Source organism: Neobacillus mesonae, assembly GCF_001636315.1.
Lineage (GTDB): Bacteria > Bacillota > Bacilli > Bacillales > Cytobacillaceae > Neobacillus > Neobacillus mesonae.
Genome location: NZ_KV440949.1, coordinates 4,077,575 through 4,094,694, shown reverse-complemented (window position 1 = coordinate 4,094,694; position 17,120 = coordinate 4,077,575). Strand labels below are relative to the sequence as shown.

12 protein-coding genes, 15 tRNA genes and 3 rRNA genes are annotated in these 17,120 nt (G+C 42.4%); 1 reads left to right on the top strand and 29 read right to left on the bottom strand.

The features are described from left to right. Positions 1-128: 128 nt before the first annotated feature. Complete coding sequence (locus A6749_RS19095) at positions 129-455, bottom strand: YnfA family protein (RefSeq protein WP_066394177.1); 327 nt, start codon at positions 453-455, stop codon at positions 129-131. After that, positions 452-748: a hypothetical protein gene (locus A6749_RS19090; RefSeq protein WP_066394176.1), complete on the bottom strand. Its 297-nt coding sequence runs from the start codon at positions 746-748 to the stop codon at positions 452-454. Before A6749_RS19090 ends, A6749_RS19095 begins: the two co-directional genes overlap by 4 nt. A 45-nt stretch (positions 749-793) precedes the next feature. On the opposite strand from A6749_RS19090, the gene A6749_RS29000 reads away from it, so the two are divergent. Then, positions 794-1,267 (top strand): hypothetical protein, encoded by a 474-nt coding sequence (locus A6749_RS29000; protein WP_236719704.1) that lies wholly within the window; start codon positions 794-796, stop codon positions 1,265-1,267. A 42-nt stretch (positions 1,268-1,309) separates the two neighbouring features. On the opposite strand, the gene A6749_RS19080 is transcribed toward A6749_RS29000, so the two are convergent. The 27 genes from A6749_RS19080 to A6749_RS18950 form a co-directional block, all read right to left on the bottom strand. Continuing rightward, positions 1,310-2,101, bottom strand: coding sequence for a lipid II flippase Amj family protein (locus tag A6749_RS19080; protein WP_066394174.1), 792 nt, complete (start codon positions 2,099-2,101; stop codon positions 1,310-1,312). A 193-nt stretch (positions 2,102-2,294) separates the two neighbouring features. Further along, positions 2,295-2,666, bottom strand: coding sequence for an MmcQ/YjbR family DNA-binding protein (locus tag A6749_RS19075; protein ID WP_066394167.1), 372 nt, complete (start codon positions 2,664-2,666; stop codon positions 2,295-2,297). Between the two features lie 12 nt (positions 2,667-2,678). Continuing rightward, positions 2,679-3,074, bottom strand: coding sequence for a VOC family protein (locus A6749_RS19070; protein ID WP_066394164.1), 396 nt, complete (start codon positions 3,072-3,074; stop codon positions 2,679-2,681). A 133-nt stretch (positions 3,075-3,207) separates the two neighbouring features. Next, positions 3,208-4,407, bottom strand: coding sequence for a hypothetical protein (locus A6749_RS19065; protein ID WP_066394161.1), 1,200 nt, complete (start codon positions 4,405-4,407; stop codon positions 3,208-3,210). A gap of 66 nt (positions 4,408-4,473) precedes the next feature. Then, positions 4,474-5,127: an HAD hydrolase-like protein gene (locus tag A6749_RS19060; RefSeq protein ID WP_066394159.1), complete on the bottom strand. Its 654-nt coding sequence runs from the start codon at positions 5,125-5,127 to the stop codon at positions 4,474-4,476. A gap of 79 nt (positions 5,128-5,206) precedes the next feature. Beyond that, positions 5,207-5,560 (bottom strand): hypothetical protein, encoded by a 354-nt coding sequence (locus A6749_RS19055; RefSeq protein WP_084797901.1) that lies wholly within the window; start codon positions 5,558-5,560, stop codon positions 5,207-5,209. 228 nt (positions 5,561-5,788) lie between these two features. Continuing rightward, positions 5,789-7,027: a group II intron reverse transcriptase/maturase gene (ltrA, locus tag A6749_RS19050; RefSeq protein WP_066390172.1), complete on the bottom strand. Its 1,239-nt coding sequence runs from the start codon at positions 7,025-7,027 to the stop codon at positions 5,789-5,791. 556 nt (positions 7,028-7,583) lie between these two features. Next, positions 7,584-8,846, bottom strand: a complete 1,263-nt coding sequence (ltrA, locus tag A6749_RS19045) for a group II intron reverse transcriptase/maturase (RefSeq protein WP_066390170.1) — start codon at positions 8,844-8,846, stop codon at positions 7,584-7,586. 642 nt (positions 8,847-9,488) lie between these two features. Further along, a tRNA-Leu gene (locus A6749_RS19040) sits at positions 9,489-9,570 on the bottom strand. Between the two features lie 13 nt (positions 9,571-9,583). Further along, a tRNA-Cys gene (locus tag A6749_RS19035) sits at positions 9,584-9,657 on the bottom strand. An 8-nt stretch (positions 9,658-9,665) separates the two neighbouring features. Then, positions 9,666-9,740: transfer RNA gene (locus A6749_RS19030), tRNA-Gly, on the bottom strand. Between the two features lie 5 nt (positions 9,741-9,745). Continuing rightward, a tRNA-Gln gene (locus A6749_RS19025) sits at positions 9,746-9,820 on the bottom strand. 39 nt (positions 9,821-9,859) lie between these two features. Then, a tRNA-His gene (locus tag A6749_RS19020) sits at positions 9,860-9,935 on the bottom strand. 14 nt (positions 9,936-9,949) lie between these two features. Next, positions 9,950-10,023 (bottom strand) — tRNA-Trp (locus tag A6749_RS19015). A gap of 5 nt (positions 10,024-10,028) precedes the next feature. Continuing rightward, positions 10,029-10,113, bottom strand: a tRNA-Tyr gene (locus A6749_RS19010). A gap of 26 nt (positions 10,114-10,139) precedes the next feature. Beyond that, positions 10,140-10,215 (bottom strand) — tRNA-Thr (locus A6749_RS19005). 13 nt (positions 10,216-10,228) lie between these two features. Continuing rightward, positions 10,229-10,304, bottom strand: a tRNA-Phe gene (locus tag A6749_RS19000). 149 nt (positions 10,305-10,453) lie between these two features. Further along, positions 10,454-10,530 (bottom strand) — tRNA-Asp (locus tag A6749_RS18995). Positions 10,531-10,533: 3 nt separating this feature from the next. Then, positions 10,534-10,607 (bottom strand) — tRNA-Met (locus A6749_RS18990). Between the two features lie 21 nt (positions 10,608-10,628). Next, positions 10,629-10,704, bottom strand: a tRNA-Val gene (locus tag A6749_RS18985). Positions 10,705-10,708: 4 nt separating this feature from the next. After that, positions 10,709-10,783: transfer RNA gene (locus A6749_RS18980), tRNA-Glu, on the bottom strand. Positions 10,784-10,795: 12 nt separating this feature from the next. Continuing rightward, positions 10,796-10,887 (bottom strand) — tRNA-Ser (locus A6749_RS18975). A 7-nt stretch (positions 10,888-10,894) separates the two neighbouring features. Next, positions 10,895-10,969: transfer RNA gene (locus A6749_RS18970), tRNA-Asn, on the bottom strand. Positions 10,970-10,983: 14 nt separating this feature from the next. Further along, positions 10,984-11,100 (bottom strand): 5S ribosomal RNA (rrf, locus tag A6749_RS18965). Positions 11,101-11,234: 134 nt separating this feature from the next. After that, a 23S ribosomal RNA gene (locus tag A6749_RS18960) occupies positions 11,235-14,170 on the bottom strand. A gap of 206 nt (positions 14,171-14,376) precedes the next feature. Then, positions 14,377-15,926, bottom strand: a 16S ribosomal RNA gene (locus tag A6749_RS18955). The 16S, 23S and 5S rRNA genes sit together here with 15 tRNA genes alongside, the layout of an rRNA operon. A 300-nt stretch (positions 15,927-16,226) precedes the next feature. After that, positions 16,227-17,102 carry a nucleotidyltransferase-like protein gene (locus A6749_RS18950; protein ID WP_066394153.1) on the bottom strand — a complete coding sequence of 292 codons (876 nt, stop codon included), beginning with the start codon at positions 17,100-17,102 and terminating at the stop codon, positions 16,227-16,229. Positions 17,103-17,120: the final 18 nt, after the last annotated feature.

Below are 17,120 nucleotides of genomic sequence, written 5' to 3'. Positions count from 1 at the left end.
GTACCATACTAGTTCGATAATTAATATACAAAATCCTTTAGAACACAAAAAAAGGAATGCCGGAGCACCCCTTTGTTTTTCCAAAAGTATGGAAACCAATAAAATAAATCTTCACAAATCACACTGATTTAATGTCTCGGCCCCCAAAGTATGATCGAAACTCCAATTAAACAAATGACTGCTCCAATCCAATCATAAGTATCAGGTGTTTTGCGATCTACTCCCCAGCCCCATAACACAGACAGAATAACAAACACTCCTCCATAGGCTGCATAGACTCTTCCGAAAGAAGGGAATTTCTGCAGCGTTGGAACTATTCCATACAAAACCAAAATAATACCACCGATTATTCCATACCAGTATGGCCGCCCTTCTCGCAGCCATAACCAGACTAAATAGCCTCCGCCAATTTCAGCAATTCCCGCAAGAATGAATAAAACGATTGCGTAAATCATATTTCCCCTTTTCTACCACCTTTTATTGTTTGCAGCTGTAAGAATTTGATAAACTTCATTTGTGCCTGTTTACTTTTAATGATTCTCTTCACACGAAATTTACTCTGCAGATACTTTCTAACTTCTCGATTCACGAAAAATAACTTATGATATTTTTCATCATCATATATTACTTTAAACCATGGATAGTTGTTAAGCTCCTTAATATGCTGATCAATTTTTCTGGTATCTAAAGAATGATCTTGACCAAAACTATCAAAGATATATGAAAGGATTTCAAACAGTAATGACATTGAAGTTCCCCTTCCGAAATAATGAGCAGAAAGTGTGAGGTTCAATTGAAAATTTACAGGTCTTCTATGTATCTGATATTGGTTTTTATGATTTCTGGCTCCATTCTCTTATTATTATGCTTTTTGGATTATAAAAACATCCTGTCACACTTACTTACCGTTATTACAGGAATACTCTTCTCATTTGGTTTATTAGGCTATTCTTTTTACCTATTGAAAAAGAGAAAAGAAGGTAAGGGAATTTATTGGGGGCATGATGGGATTGTCGTTGATCTGAAGGATAACAAAATTTATTGGGATGAAATTGAAGACATCAAGTTTTATAACGGAAGAGGCGGGAAATCTACCGTCATATACCCCCACTACACAAACCATGAAAAAATTAGACTACGCCTTAAAAAATGGCTGCCCACCACCGCTCATTCCATTGATTGGTTTTCAATTGAGGAACCGAGAGATATGCATACTAATTTGATGAAAGCATGGAAGGAAAGAAAGTGCGAAAAGCCGAAGCTTTAGCTAAAATGATATTAGCTAAAAAAGCCTCAGCTAAATGATTTTCTATATTATCTTCGCAATAAATACGATCAAATACGAAGCAGGAATAATCAGCAACAGCGAAGCAACAGTTCCTAACGTTTTGCTTCCGACCATTCCAATCACCACTGTGCGAAAATCTTCTTCTGTACACTTTCCTTCAACCACATCATCGGTCATAATTGATAACTGTGGATCAATAAATATGGACATAAGAATCGTCGCAATACCATTGATAATGGAAGATAAAGTAATACAAGTTGCCCGCAAATCCGGCGCAATGCTGCCCGCATAAATTGGCGCTAAAGCACCCACAGTTAGCAATGCAACAGCAACGAGATTAAAAATGATGATTTTAACAGGTAATTTCCTAAATTTAAATCCAGTTATATTTTCTTTTACTGGGATGGCCACACAGTCCTTAATATGATGAACTCCTGCTTTAGAAAAACTATGTATCATCAGTTTAGGAATAGACCGATCAATCGAAAAATGTAATACTCCTTTAAAAAATAGCCTTTGAAAAGTCGGGATTAAAAACGCCCCGGCAATGGTGGCAGCACCCGATACTAAAATAATGACATAAAAAATATGTAATAGGTTATAGCTACCTGAATGATGTTCTACATATTTTGTTAATAATGGAACTTGAAATGTTACCGCCATTCTGGAGACTAGCGTTAGTATATTAAACACTGCAAATGAAACAGCTATTTTTCCAGTTCTAACACCAACCATTCGGACAGAATATGCTAACGTTCCAATCAACGAAATGATAAAATTTAATATTAATACTATGATGATTTGAGTACTCATCGCCTTCCCCCTTTCCTAATCTTATCCTGCAAATTATATACTATCCAATGTCTAAAATTCTACTATTTCCCTTAAAATAGATAGACAAAATTTATCTTTTGCCAACCAGGTGCTATGATTCACTTTTATAACTAAGGTACAAACAAGAAAAATGGCATAAAAAATAAGGAAAGGCAGAGCATTCCGCCTTTCCTTATTTTTTATGCAATTCATTCCATTGCTTTATCAAGCGCTTTGGCGCAGCACGTAAATATGCTTCTAGAATTAAATCAGTTAATTCAGACCAGTTTTCCTCGTTTGGGTTTTGAATGGATACCCATCCGTGATGTCCGATATAAGGAGTTTTGAAAAAATACTCCTTCTGCAATAATAATTCTTGTGTTTCCCGATCTGACTTGAATGACAACCTGAAACCTTTCTCGCTTTCACCGGATATCACGAAGGATTTTCCATTGATTTTAAAAGTATTGTGCCCAAAACCGTCGATGTGTTCAACAGCCTCAGGCAGTTTAAGACAAATTTTACGAACATTTTCAAGCGTCTCAGCTGTCTCTCGAGAATTCATGCTTTTAATCTCCTATTTTGCATTCCTATCCGGTTGATGAATTCCAAAAATATTCCCTTCGGTATCCAAATAGTATCCTTGCCACGCCATTCCAGGCAGGGCATATTTAGGCATTGCGACCTTACCGCCATTCTCAATAATTTTAGCTTCTGTTACATCGTAGCTTTCTACTCCCATTGTACAAGCATAAGCATTTAATGCTTGAGTTGCTTCTGGCGGATTCCCTTGACGCTGCATCAAAGCACCATTGATTCCAGGTTCATTTTCATCGCCAGTCACGGCTCCGAAGTAAGGCATCCCCGCATACTCGCTCCAATCTTGAAAGGACCATCCAAAAACCTCACCATAAAAATTCTTTGCCCGTTCCATATCATTCACATGGATTTCAAAATGAACTAATCTTCCCATACAAGCCTCCAATTTTTTATAAAAAGATTTCATAAATCATAAATCATATTCTATTTTTGATTCTTAATTTCCTCTATATTATCGTGAAAATATTGGAAAAATATTCAACCATCATTAGTCCTTCCGTTCTGCTTTATTGAATTAAAAGATGATGATAATTGCCCCGCTTCATATATTCCCCTTCAATTACGCCAATACCATGTATTGATAATGAATCAAATTTCATTACCGGATTTATATCCAATATTAAATGCAACTTATTTAGGTTCAAAAAATGGTCACTAAAGCAGGCCATTACAGGTTGTTGAATAAAATATTCGCTATCGCTGATTCTAACCTTCATAAAACTTTTATGTAATACTTTTTCTCCTAAAATTGTAATATTCATTGGATCAAACGTTTTCACCGCTATTTTGCCTTCTATCAAAAGATGAAATCCAGGCTTCTGTAAAAATGTTTCAAATTCATTCTCCTTATTCTTTTTTACAAAGTTAACAATATCCTGAGTTTCCTTGCTAATCTGGATATCTTCTAAATTAAACTCTGATAGTTCAGCATAATGCTGTTTGAAAAAGTCATATAAACTAAGTTCCGATTCAAAAAATTCATTTTTCCAATCTGGCGAAATTTTATCTAAAAGCAAACATATATAAAGCCCCGAACTATAGCAGCTTCTTCTAATATGAAGGGATGATTCATATTTGTCTATTAAACCTTGGGCATATTTTTCTAAAATTAAATTGCAGCTTAAACTGCTCTTTTCTGCATACGCCTTTAACTCTACATACCATGCAGGGCCTTCTATGGTTTCAACCAAGTTTTCATATAAAAGGTGCTCGACAATTCGCTCTGCTCTTTTTTCTCTGAGTGAAACGAACACATTAATATAATGATTCATCTTTGATGTATCATTTGCCATCAATGCCTTAAAAAGGTTATTTCTTTCTTGATTCCTAATTTCCACATTTTCTTCAGACAAAGGATACATGAATCCCAACACCTCATTTGGAAACCGTTTTTCCCCTTTAATATATTGATAACAATGAAACGATTCATGAACCAGGATTGAAAACAAATCCTCGTAATCCCTGTGCAATTCCAAATTTACAACAGCTGTTGGATATCCCTCATAATCAATGCAAGTATCGCCGGTAAACTGCGAAGTCCAGGGTAAATTATGAAATGTATTTTGTTGATTAAACTTGGGATGATTAAATAGAAAAACATTATTCTTATCATGTACCGCAAAAGCAGGTAAGAGAAACCCAGGCCAATATTGTTGCATTTCAACACTGCTTAGATCTTGGACTATTCTCTTTAGATAGCTGTTCATTTTCAATTCTCCCCACCACAGTTTACTTGATGAAATTGTTAATTTTTCCTTAGGAAAAGATTTTTATCAAACTTTATGTACAATTGTTTTTAATTCGATTAAATCCCCAATTACAATGTCAGCGTGGGAAAGTTCGTCTTCCTGTGCAAAATCAAAATTACAACCGATTGCGATTAAACCATTTTGTTTTGCAGCCTTAATATCTGATATGCGATCTCCAACTACCGCTGCGTTGTTTAAATTATATTTCTTAATAATCATCCCTATGAGGTCTGCCTTATCCAAAGAGTTTATTTGCTGGATACAGAATGTTTCCGTTACCCACTTATTAAGCCCGTAAAAATCTACAATAGCACTTAGATATTCTATTAAACCATTACTTGCGATAAAAATAGAACAGTCCATGGCCTTTAAATTGCCCAATACTTCTTCAGCATTCGGATACAATGCCCCGTTTCCGTGTTTAATATTTCCTATGAGTCTTTCATGGAAAAATTCATTAGCTTGTTCTCGAATTTCATTTGAATGGTCCGGCAGCAAGGTTTCCCATACTTTCCGTAAAGGAACACCCATAATCATTCGATACTGCTCAATCGGTGTGGCCTGCCCCCAAAAACCATTTTCTCTTAATCGGTTAAAAGTATCTTCAAGAGATAATTCCAAAATTTTATTTGTTTGAAACAGAGTCCCATCCATATCAAAAATAATTGATTGTAACATTTCTAATCTCCTAATCTATGTTTTTTTAAAAAGTTTAACAAATAAATCACCAGTGCTGGACATGGAATTAATAAGACAATTATTTTTCTCCATACTTCCCTATTCTGATGGCTTTTCGGAACCTCCCATCCAGTTCTTTAACAGCAATTGCCTCATCTGTGCTTATCCCCTTGATTACCAAGTACTTTGTACCTTTTTTGTACGTATTCGAAAAGTTTCCGGAATACGTCCCCTCCATATCTGAAAACTTCGTTACTTGACCAATTTCCTCGCCTATTTCAGTAACATACTCATCGCAAATTTTAAACATAAAACCGTCCCATACAACAAATGAATAGGCCCAGTCGGCTGAACGATGATCATTAGTACAGCCTGAAACAATTACTAAAAAAGTGATAAATATTATTGTTTTATAAAACTGTTTTTTTCCCAAAGGTAATCCCCCTTTTAAAAAAAGACGTAGAAATTTACTTAAAGTTTCATTATTACTGCTTCCTCTAAAGTTAACTATTCTAATTTAATTGTTAAACAACAAAATCGAGTAGGAGGGGGTGACTAACCCCCGACCTCTCAGTCGAGTAGCTCCCAGGAGTTTCACCCAGAGGCTCTCACAGAACCGTACGTGAATCTCTCGATTCATACGGCTCATATCATTCAACCATTAAGGAGTCATTCCTTTAACCCAGTGTGGAAACATGCTGGGTTCTCTTTTTGCCAGTGCTTTAAGCCATGTTTCGGCTCTTTTTCGATGTCCTCTAAATCTCTTATATTTGCACATTGCCCATTTGGTTAATCTCCGATTTACACAATCAATTGAGTATTTAACTGCTGATGGATTGTACTTAGTGAAGTAATTGAGCCAACCTCTAATCATCGGATTTATCATCTCTGCTATGATTTGGATATTGCAACCAGTAAACTTATGAATATTCATTGCCTTTATCTTGCTACGGAAAGATTTCCCGGACTTTTTACTTACTGATGGAAGAAAATTAAATTGTAGTCTTCCTAACCTGTCTTTGATGAAAATCCTACGAAAAGTGTAGCCCAAGAAGTCAAATTCAATAACTGGATACTCATTTACCCTATCCTTATCTTTGCAGTAGACAATCTTTGTCTTTTCCGGATGTAATTCCAGTTTGCATTCTTTTAACCGCTGATTAAGTTTTCTCAGTATGTCCTGAGCCTCTTCTTCCGATTTGCAGTGTATGATGGCATCATCTGCGTATCGTTCAAAAGGCGCTCGTGGATTTGTTCGCAACATCCACACATCGAACGCATAATGCATAAACAAGTTCGCAAGAACTGGACTTATTACTCCACCTTGCGGTGTTCCCGAATTTCTTTCAATCTTACGATTTTCCGAATCAATAAATGGTGCTTTGAGCCATCTTTCTACATACATCCTTATCCATGACTCTTTTGTGTGCTTTTGAACAGCTCGCATTAATAATTCATGATCAATATTATCGAACAATCCTTTAATATCGAACTCAATGACATAGTCATATTTCCAGCACCTTTTTCTTGCTTGTCCAATAGCGTCAATGGCTGATTTATTTGGACGGTATCCATAAGAGTCTTCATGAAATATCGGTTCAACCTTTGGTTCTAGATACATTTTAACTACCATCTGTGCAACTCTATCCTCGACTGTTGGAATACCAAGTCCTCGTTTCCCTCCAGTTTTCTTGGGTATTTCAACTAACTTAACTGGTGGAGGAAAATAGCTACCGGAGCTCATTCTATTCCAAACTTTATAAAGGTTTCTTTTGAGATTCTTCTCAAATTCCTTTATGTCTTGTCCATCAATTCCCTCACTACCTCTATTCGCTTTTACTCTTTTAAAGGCTGTTAGTACAACATGTTTAGAGATTTTAAATGGCTTACTCTCTTTCATCAAATCCTCCTGTTTCCACAGTTGTTATCAGATATTGAGTTGAATGATGGTGCCCCTTCGCTCCATTGCCATTACAGCAACTTCATTACTACTACGAGCACCTCCGCCCCTGTACCACGCTTCGCTATTTCGACCTTGCTTTTCTGTAGCTTGTGACTTTTCGCTTAACATCGTGATGCAGGTTCCTGTGTTTCACATCAGAGCCTGATATACACTCATGTCGCCTTAATACCGTTTGCCGAACAGTCAGCTTTCCAGGTTATCTTCTGCTCTTATCCTTGTCTAGTGGTGAACAACAAGTTTTGACAAATCTTTACGTTATCGATACTTCTTCAGCGATTCACTTTCGTTCATCTTTGTATATCTCACATGATTGTTTTAATACAACCTTTTCCCTAGACGCTTACTACCACAACTCTTTATTGCAGCAGCTTAGGGTTGTTTGATGGATTTGCCTGGTACAATCTCCATCGAGGGACCTTCCCTCATCTCTGATGTGCCTTTCACAGCACACCACCACCGTACGTACCGTTCGGTATACGGCGGTTCGAAAGTTCTATGAAATTATTTGAGTTAATTGTTTAAGTCCTTGTCTTATCCAATAATCCTTATTCAAGGCTGAATCCAAGACTGGATTATTGGAAAATCTCCAGTAACCCTTTCGGGTATTGGCACATCTCCAAGCGACATTTGAAGGAATACCTTGTTTCTTCAGGTTTCTGTATTTAGTTTTCGTTTTCTTCCACTCTTTCCATCGGCAGGCTCTTAATCGCCTTCTGATATGCGCGTCAGTTAAGGATGCATATTTCTTAATATCCGCGATTTTAAAGTAATTGCCCCATCCCTGAATAAGTTGATTAATCTTTAGAATACGAAATTCCATACTTACTCCCCAATTACGGTTCGTGAGTTTCTTTAGCTTTCCTTCGAATCTTTCCTTGGTTTTCTTTGGCACGTATATTTTAGATTTTCTTTTCCATTGATAAAAACTCATACCTAAGAATACACGTGCTATTGGCTTTCCCACCGCGCTTTTCTCCTCATTCACTTTGAGCTTTAATTTCTTCTCAATGAAGTCTGTAATTCCTTCTTTGACCCGTTCCCCTGCTTTTAGACTCTTAACATATATGTTACAGTCATCTGCATAACGTACAAATTTATGCCCGCGGTTTTCAAGCTCCTTGTCCAACTCATTTAGAATGATATTGCTAAGTAAGGGACTCAGTGGTCCTCCTTGCGGAGTTCCTTCCTTGTTCACCGATACAACTCCATTTTCCATAACACCTGCTTGAAGGTATCGACGGATTAATTTCAGAGTCATTTTATCTGTGATAGACTTGGCAACGATGGACATAAGCTTGTCGTGTTGTACTTTATCAAAGAACTTCTCTAAGTCTATGTCCACTACGTAATAGTAGCCTTCTTCGATATATTGTCTAGCCTGTTCTATTGCTTGGTGTGCGCTTTTATTAGGTCTAAATCCATAGCTATAGGGGCTAAATTGTTTCTCAAAGATTGGGGTTAATACTTGGGAGATTGCTTGCTGAATGACTCTGTCAGTTACTGTGGGAATTCCTAACTTACGTTTTCCACCGTTGGGCTTTGGTATTTCTACCCTCCTGACTGCTTGTGGTTTATATTTTCCTTCTTGTATAAGTCGGAGGATTTCATGACCGTATTCTTTCAGATAAAGGCGAGTTGCTTCTATATCTTTCTCATCGACTCCTGCAGCTCCTTTATTTCTCTTAACCCTCTGAAAGGCTAGGTTCATATTATCTCGGCTTATAATTCTCACAATTAACTCGTTATTAGATTCCATATTGTTCCCATGCTCTTGAGGTTGCACAAAGGTAACTCAACTCTACAAAAGTTCTCAGTAAATTCCGTTCACCTACTTCTTTTATAGTCATATGATTGGCTGTCTCCTCGTTCCTTTGTAAACTGCTCTAACATGGTCGCTCCTTTCGTTCAGTCCTTCTCAACCGTAAGGTTGATACTATGACCTCGGCTGACTTCTCTAGATTCAATTACTTATCACTAAGTAGGTTCCTTTAAAGGGTATCAAGAGACCTCCCAGGGTAAGTTCATCCACCTTCTCCTCATATGTCTGCCACATTTATTTCAATTCCATCCGGGGATATTTGGGACTTCATTTTGTTTTGCAAACTCGTCCTGAAATTGAAACCTCAAATGTGGTTCGTGTACCTCAGACCAAGGATTTGCCTAGGGCTTCCTTCAGATTTCATGTCACCATGAACACCCTTGCCTTCAGCTAATGGTTCGCATATCCCAACGCCCATAGCGGACTCACACCGCCAAGTAAATGAACATGCCTGGCACACAAAATAAGGGAAACCTCTCTTTAAGGTTTCCCATTCTTTATTGAAGATTTCTGCCTATATGATCGTATTGAAGAAATAAAAAAAGACTTCCAACTGAAATGTTGGAAGCCTTTTTTTGATACCGGTGGTCGGGGTCGAACCGACACTCCTCACGGAACACGATTTTGAGTCGTGCGCGTCTGCCAATTCCGCCACACCGGCATATTAAAATTTATGGAGGCGGCAACCGGATTCGAACCGGTGGTAAAGGTTTTGCAGACCTCTGCCTTACCACTTGGCTATGCCGCCATTCATTATGGAGCGGAAGACGGGATTCGAACCCGCGACCCCCACCTTGGCAAGGTGGTGTTCTACCACTGAACTACTTCCGCAATAATGGCTGGGCTAGCAGGATTCGAACCTACGAATGACGGAGTCAAAGTCCGTTGCCTTACCGCTTGGCTATAGCCCAATGATATAAAATGTACTCCATATCTTATTGAGTAATCAATGGGGCGGATGATGGGAATCGAACCCACGAATGTCGGAACCACAATCCGATGCGTTAACCACTTCGCCACATCCGCCATTATTATTTATATGGCAGGGGTAGTAGGAATCGAACCCACACCAAAGGTTTTGGAGACCTTCGTTCTACCTTTAAACTATACCCCTGTATATGGTGGAGGGGGACGGATTCGAACCGCCGAACCCTGAGGGAGCGGATTTACAGTCCGCCGCGTTTAGCCACTTCGCTACCCCTCCATATACATATTCATTTTGTCAGCTTATGGTGCCGACGAGAGGAATCGAACCCCCAACCTACTGATTACGATTCAGTTGCTCTACCAATTGAGCTACATCGGCAATCAAGTAAAAATGGTGGCTCAGGACGGAATCGAACCGCCGACACAAGGATTTTCAGTCCTTTGCTCTACCGACTGAGCTACTGAGCCATATTTAGATTGAACCCTACAGAAGGATAAGCTGTAGTCCTTTGCTCAAAAAATCTCACGATTTTTCTCGCAGATTGACTTGAGAAGAATTTTCGGAGAAGCAAGCAATCTGCTCTACCGACTGATCTAATGAGCCAATTTAAAACAAGTGGCGGTCTGGACGGGACTCGAACCCGCGACCTCCTGCGTGACAGGCAGGCATTCTAACCAACTGAACTACCAGACCGTATTGCGGGGGCAGGATTTGAACCTGCGACCTTCGGGTTATGAGCCCGACGAGCTACCGGACTGCTCCACCCCGCGACAATAAGAATTAAATATATATGGTGGAGGATGACGGGATCGAACCGCCGACCCTCTGCTTGTAAGGCAGATGCTCTCCCAGCTGAGCTAATCCTCCTAAATGGTGACCCCTACGGGATTCGAACCCGTGTTACCGCCGTGAAAGGGCGGTGTCTTAACCGCTTGACCAAGGGGCCATAAAATATATATGGCGGAGAGCAAGGGATTTGAACCCTTGAGACAGGGTTACCCGCCTACACGATTTCCAATCGTGCTCCTTCGGCCACTCGGACAGCTCTCCATATTAATGGCTCCGCAGGTAGGACTCGAACCTACGACCGATCGGTTAACAGCCGATAGCTCTACCACTGAGCTACTGCGGAATAATTTTATAACAGCCTGGCAGCGTCCTACTCTCACAGGGGCGCTTGCCCCAACTACCATCGGCGCTGAGAAGCTTAACTTCCGTGTTCGGTATGAGAACGGGTGTGACCTTCTCGCCATCACCGCCAGACTATTTAATCGACACTATTTTATTATAATGTCTTTTTTATATTTTGCAAGAGGAAATTTTAATTTTTTTCATTCCCTCAAAACTAGATAATATAGAAGAAGACTGGTAAGAATGAGTTCGCTAATATTATTGACTTGGTTAAGTCCTCGATCGATTAGTATCAGTCAGCTCCACATGTCACCATGCTTCCACCTCTGACCTATCAACCTGATCATCTTTCAGGGATCTTACTAGCTTGACGCTATGGGAAATCTCATCTTGAGGGGGGCTTCATGCTTAGATGCTTTCAGCACTTATCCCGTCCGCACATAGCTACCCAGCGATGCCTTTGGCAAGACAACTGGTACACCAGCGGTGCGTCCATCCCGGTCCTCTCGTACTAAGGACAGCTCCTCTCAAATTTCCTGCGCCCACGACGGATAGGGACCGAACTGTCTCACGACGTTCTGAACCCAGCTCGCGTACCGCTTTAATGGGCGAACAGCCCAACCCTTGGGACCGACTACAGCCCCAGGATGCGATGAGCCGACATCGAGGTGCCAAACCTCCCCGTCGATGTGGACTCTTGGGGGAGATAAGCCTGTTATCCCCAGGGTAGCTTTTATCCGTTGAGCGATGGCCCTTCCATGCGGAACCACCGGATCACTAAGCCCGACTTTCGTCCCTGCTCGACTTGTAGGTCTCGCAGTCAAGCTCCCTTGTGCCTTTACACTCTGCGAATGATTTCCAACCATTCTGAGGGAACCTTTGGGCGCCTCCGTTACATTTTAGGAGGCGACCGCCCCAGTCAAACTGCCCACCTGACACTGTCTCCCACCCCGATCAGGGGTGAGGGTTAGAATTTCAATACAGCCAGGGTAGTATCCCACCGACGCCTCCACCGAAGCTGGCGCTCCGGCTTCTCAGGCTCCTACCTATCCTGTACAAGCTGTACCAAAATTCAATATCAGGCTACAGTAAAGCTCCATGGGGTCTTTCCGTCCTGTCGCGGGTAACCTGCATCTTCACAGGTACTATAATTTCACCGAGTCTCTCGTTGAGACAGTGCCCAGATCGTTACGCCTTTCGTGCGGGTCGGAACTTACCCGACAAGGAATTTCGCTACCTTAGGACCGTTATAGTTACGGCCGCCGTTTACTGGGGCTTCGATTCAGAGCTTCGCGTGAGCTAACCCCTCCTCTTAACCTTCCAGCACCGGGCAGGCGTCAGCCCCTATACTTCGCCTTGCGGCTTCGCAGAGACCTGTGTTTTTGCTAAACAGTCGCCTGGGCCTATTCACTGCGGCTCATCGAGGCTATGCACCTCAATAAGCACCCCTTCTCCCGAAGTTACGGGGTCATTTTGCCGAGTTCCTTAACGAGAGTTCTCTCGCTCACCTTAGGATTCTCTCCTCGCCTACCTGTGTCGGTTTGCGGTACGGGCACCTTTTATCTCGCTAGAGGCTTTTCTTGGCAGTGTGGAATCAGGAACTTCGGTACTATAATTCCCTCGCTATCACAGCTCAGCCTTTACGATGAACGGATTTTCCTATTCATCAGCCTAACTGCTTAGACGCGCATAACCAGCAGCGCGCTTACCCTATCCTCCTGCGTCCCCCCATCACTCAAACGATAAAGAGGTGGTACAGGAATATCAACCTGTTGTCCATCGCCTACGCCTTTCGGCCTCGGCTTAGGTCCCGACTAACCCTGAGCGGACGAGCCTTCCTCAGGAAACCTTAGGCATTCGGTGGATGAGATTCTCACTCATCTTTCGCTACTCATACCGGCATTCTCACTTCTAAGCGCTCCACCGGTCCTTACGGTCCAGCTTCAACGCCCTTAGAACGCTCTCCTACCACTGACATCGTAGATGTCAATCCACAGCTTCGGTGATACGTTTAGCCCCGGTACATTTTCGGCGCAGAGTCACTCGACCAGTGAGCTATTACGCACTCTTTAAATGGTGGCTGCTTCTAAGCCAACATCCTGGTTGTCTAAGCAACTCCACATCCTTTTCCACTTAACGTATACTTTGGGACCTTAGCTGGTGGTCTGGGCTGTTTCCCTTTTGACTACGGATCTTATCACTCGCAGTCTGACTCCCACGGATAAGTCTTTGGCATTCGGAGTTTGTCTGAATTCGGTAACCCGATGAGGGCCCCTAGTCCAAACAGTGCTCTACCTCCAAGACTCTAACAACGTGAGGCTAGCCCTAAAGCTATTTCGGAGAGAACCAGCTATCTCCAAGTTCGATTGGAATTTCTCCGCTACCCACACCTCATCCCCGCACTTTTCAACGTGCGTGGGTTCGGGCCTCCATCCAGTGTTACCTGGACTTCACCCTGGACATGGGTAGATCACCTGGTTTCGGGTCTACGACTACATACTATATTCGCCCTATTCAGACTCGCTTTCGCTGCGGCTCCGTCTCTTCAACTTAACCTTGCATGCAATCGTAACTCGCCGGTTCATTCTACAAAAGGCACGCCATTACCCATAAACGGGCTTTGACTACTTGTAGGCACACGGTTTCAGGATCTCTTTCACTCCCCTTCCGGGGTGCTTTTCACCTTTCCCTCACGGTACTGGTTCACTATCGGTCACTAGGGAGTATTTAGCCTTGGGAGATGGTCCTCCCTGCTTCCGACCGGATTTCACGTGTCCGGCCGTACTCAGGATCCACTCAGGAGGGAACGAAGTTTCGACTACAGGGCTTTTACCTTCTATTGCGGACCTTTCCAGGTCGCTTCATCTACCCCGTTCCTTTGTAACTCCATGTTGAGTGTCCTACAACCCCGAAAGGCAAGCCTTTCGGTTTGGGCTGTTCCCGTTTCGCTCGCCGCTACTTAGGGAATCGCGTTTGCTTTCTCTTCCTCCGGGTACTTAGATGTTTCAGTTCCCCGGGTCTGCCTTCAATACCCTATGTATTCAGGTAAAGATACTGCTCCATTACGAGCAGTGGGTTCCCCCATTCGGAAATCTCCGGATCAAAGCTTACTTACAGCTCCCCGAAGCATATCGGTGTTAGTCCCGTCCTTCATCGGCTCCTAGTGCCAAGGCATCCACCGTGCGCCCTTTCTAACTTAACCTAAAAGGTTTTACTCTAAATTTAGAGAGAAAAACTAAAATGGCGATACTCGGTTCTTACTTGGTTTCTTCTTCTATACGATTATCTAGTTTTCAAAGAACGAATAAAAAAGCTTTGAGAGAAAATTGCTCCCTCAAAACTAAACAAACAAGAAACAATCAAACAAACTTTTATTGTCTGGCTCATATGTCCAGCTTATATCCTTAGAAAGGAGGTGATCCAGCCGCACCTTCCGATACGGCTACCTTGTTACGACTTCACCCCAATCATCTGTCCCACCTTAGGCGGCTGGCTCCTTACGGTTACCCCACCGACTTCGGGTGTTACAAACTCTCGTGGTGTGACGGGCGGTGTGTACAAGGCCCGGGAACGTATTCACCGCGGCATGCTGATCCGCGATTACTAGCGATTCCGGCTTCATGCAGGCGAGTTGCAGCCTGCAATCCGAACTGAGAATGGTTTTATGGGATTGGCTAGACCTTGCGGTTTTGCAGCCCTTTGTACCATCCATTGTAGCACGTGTGTAGCCCAGGTCATAAGGGGCATGATGATTTGACGTCATCCCCACCTTCCTCCGGTTTGTCACCGGCAGTCACCTTAGAGTGCCCAACTGAATGCTGGCAACTAAGATCAAGGGTTGCGCTCGTTGCGGGACTTAACCCAACATCTCACGACACGAGCTGACGACAACCATGCACCACCTGTCACTCTGTCCCCCGAAGGGGAAAGTCCTATCTCTAGGAGTGTCAGAGGATGTCAAGACCTGGTAAGGTTCTTCGCGTTGCTTCGAATTAAACCACATGCTCCACCGCTTGTGCGGGCCCCCGTCAATTCCTTTGAGTTTCAGCCTTGCGGCCGTACTCCCCAGGCGGAGTGCTTAATGCGTTAGCTGCAGCACTAAAGGGCGGAAACCCTCTAACACTTAGCACTCATCGTTTACGGCGTGGACTACCAGGGTATCTAATCCTGTTTGCTCCCCACGCTTTCGCGCCTCAGCGTCAGTTACAGACCAGAAAGCCGCCTTCGCCACTGGTGTTCCTCCACATCTCTACGCATTTCACCGCTACACGTGGAATTCCGCTTTCCTCTTCTGCACTCAAGTCCCCCAGTTTCCAATGACCCTCCACGGTTGAGCCGTGGGCTTTCACATCAGACTTAAAGGACCGCCTGCGCGCGCTTTACGCCCAATAATTCCGGACAACGCTTGCCACCTACGTATTACCGCGGCTGCTGGCACGTAGTTAGCCGTGGCTTTCTGGTTAGGTACCGTCAAGGTACCGGCAGTTACTCCGATACTTGTTCTTCCCTAACAACAGAGCTTTACGACCCGAAGGCCTTCATCGCTCACGCGGCGTTGCTCCATCAGACTTTCGTCCATTGTGGAAGATTCCCTACTGCTGCCTCCCGTAGGAGTCTGGGCCGTGTCTCAGTCCCAGTGTGGCCGATCACCCTCTCAGGTCGGCTACGCATCGTTGCCTTGGTGAGCCGTTACCTCACCAACTAGCTAATGCGCCGCGGGCCCATCTGTAAGTGTCAGCCGAAACCGACTTTCAGCTTATCAACATGTGTTGATAAGAATTATCCGGTATTAGCTCCGGTTTCCCGAAGTTATCCCAGTCTTACAGGCAGGTTGCCCACGTGTTACTCACCCGTCCGCCGCTAACTTTTGGGAGCAAGCTCCCGCAAGTTCGCTCGACTTGCATGTATTAGGCACGCCGCCAGCGTTCGTCCTGAGCCAGGATCAAACTCTCCAAGAAAGTTGATTAGCTCATAAATTTTACGTTGGCTTCATCTCATAAAGAGATGAATAATTATTGTTTGTTGACGTTTTTGTTTGTTTAGTTTTCAAAGAACAATCAGGTTGAATTGGAATTATTTTTCTAATCCAACATTTTTTCTCAATCGCTCAAAAGCGACTTTTATAATATAACATAAGGTGAATCGTTATGTCAACACCTTATTTTCAACCGCCAACTACGAAAGCTCTTAAATGTTTCGCAGCGACGGTTATTAATATACCAAGTATTTATTCAACGGTCAATAGTTTTTTTACTTTTTTACGATAATTTTTTATTTACACGGTAACAGCGATGAAAAACCCCTTGCCCCTTTGTTTCAATATTAACGATTTCTAATAAATGTTTGTCAATTAAATACTCAAGTAAAACGGACAAATCCACTGAGTAAGGAATTAATTCCGGCTCCCCCATCATCTCATTAAACATCCAATAATCTTTTAGGCTTAGAATTTCTAATAAATGAGCAGAGCCCAATTCCGTTCTGGAATGGATTAAAAACTCACTTGCCAAAAACAAAAGCTCAAGTCTTTGTTCAAGAGTTTCTTCACTGCTGATCAGCTCTTCATATAATTTATAAATTTCCGGCTCTATTTGTTTTACCTGCCGCCATACCGTAAGTTCTGGATGCATTCCATTTTCAATCACAGCCAATCTTGCCAAATGATGCAGCGAGTGAACAACATGATTGTACGCATCAAGATACTGCTTGTTCTCGAATAATGTTTTTCCATCTACATAACGGCGGATCAGCTTTGCAAACTCCAAGCCTATTTTAATTTTCCTGCCGTTAAACGGAAATTCCTGCAGTTCTGTTTTTAGGTTGGCAACATATTCATTTCGGTCAAAAATAATTTTGGCATGGTGCAGCCATTCAAACATTTTACGATTCGTTCCTAATAAGATCCATTCCTTTAGCTGTACCTCGGAAATAATATGCATAGCAGCCTTTTGCCCGCCATAAGTATAATGTTTTGTAAATACCGGCTTATTTGCCTCTCTAACGATAATTAACAAAATAACATCAAAAGAATCTGTTGTGAGTATTGCTTTTTCCTTCTTTTCTACCAATAACACGCCTAAGGTATTTAATTGGCTCGCCCTTTCTTGATAAATGGGCCGAAGAATGTCTTCCATTCAACATACCTCCATTTT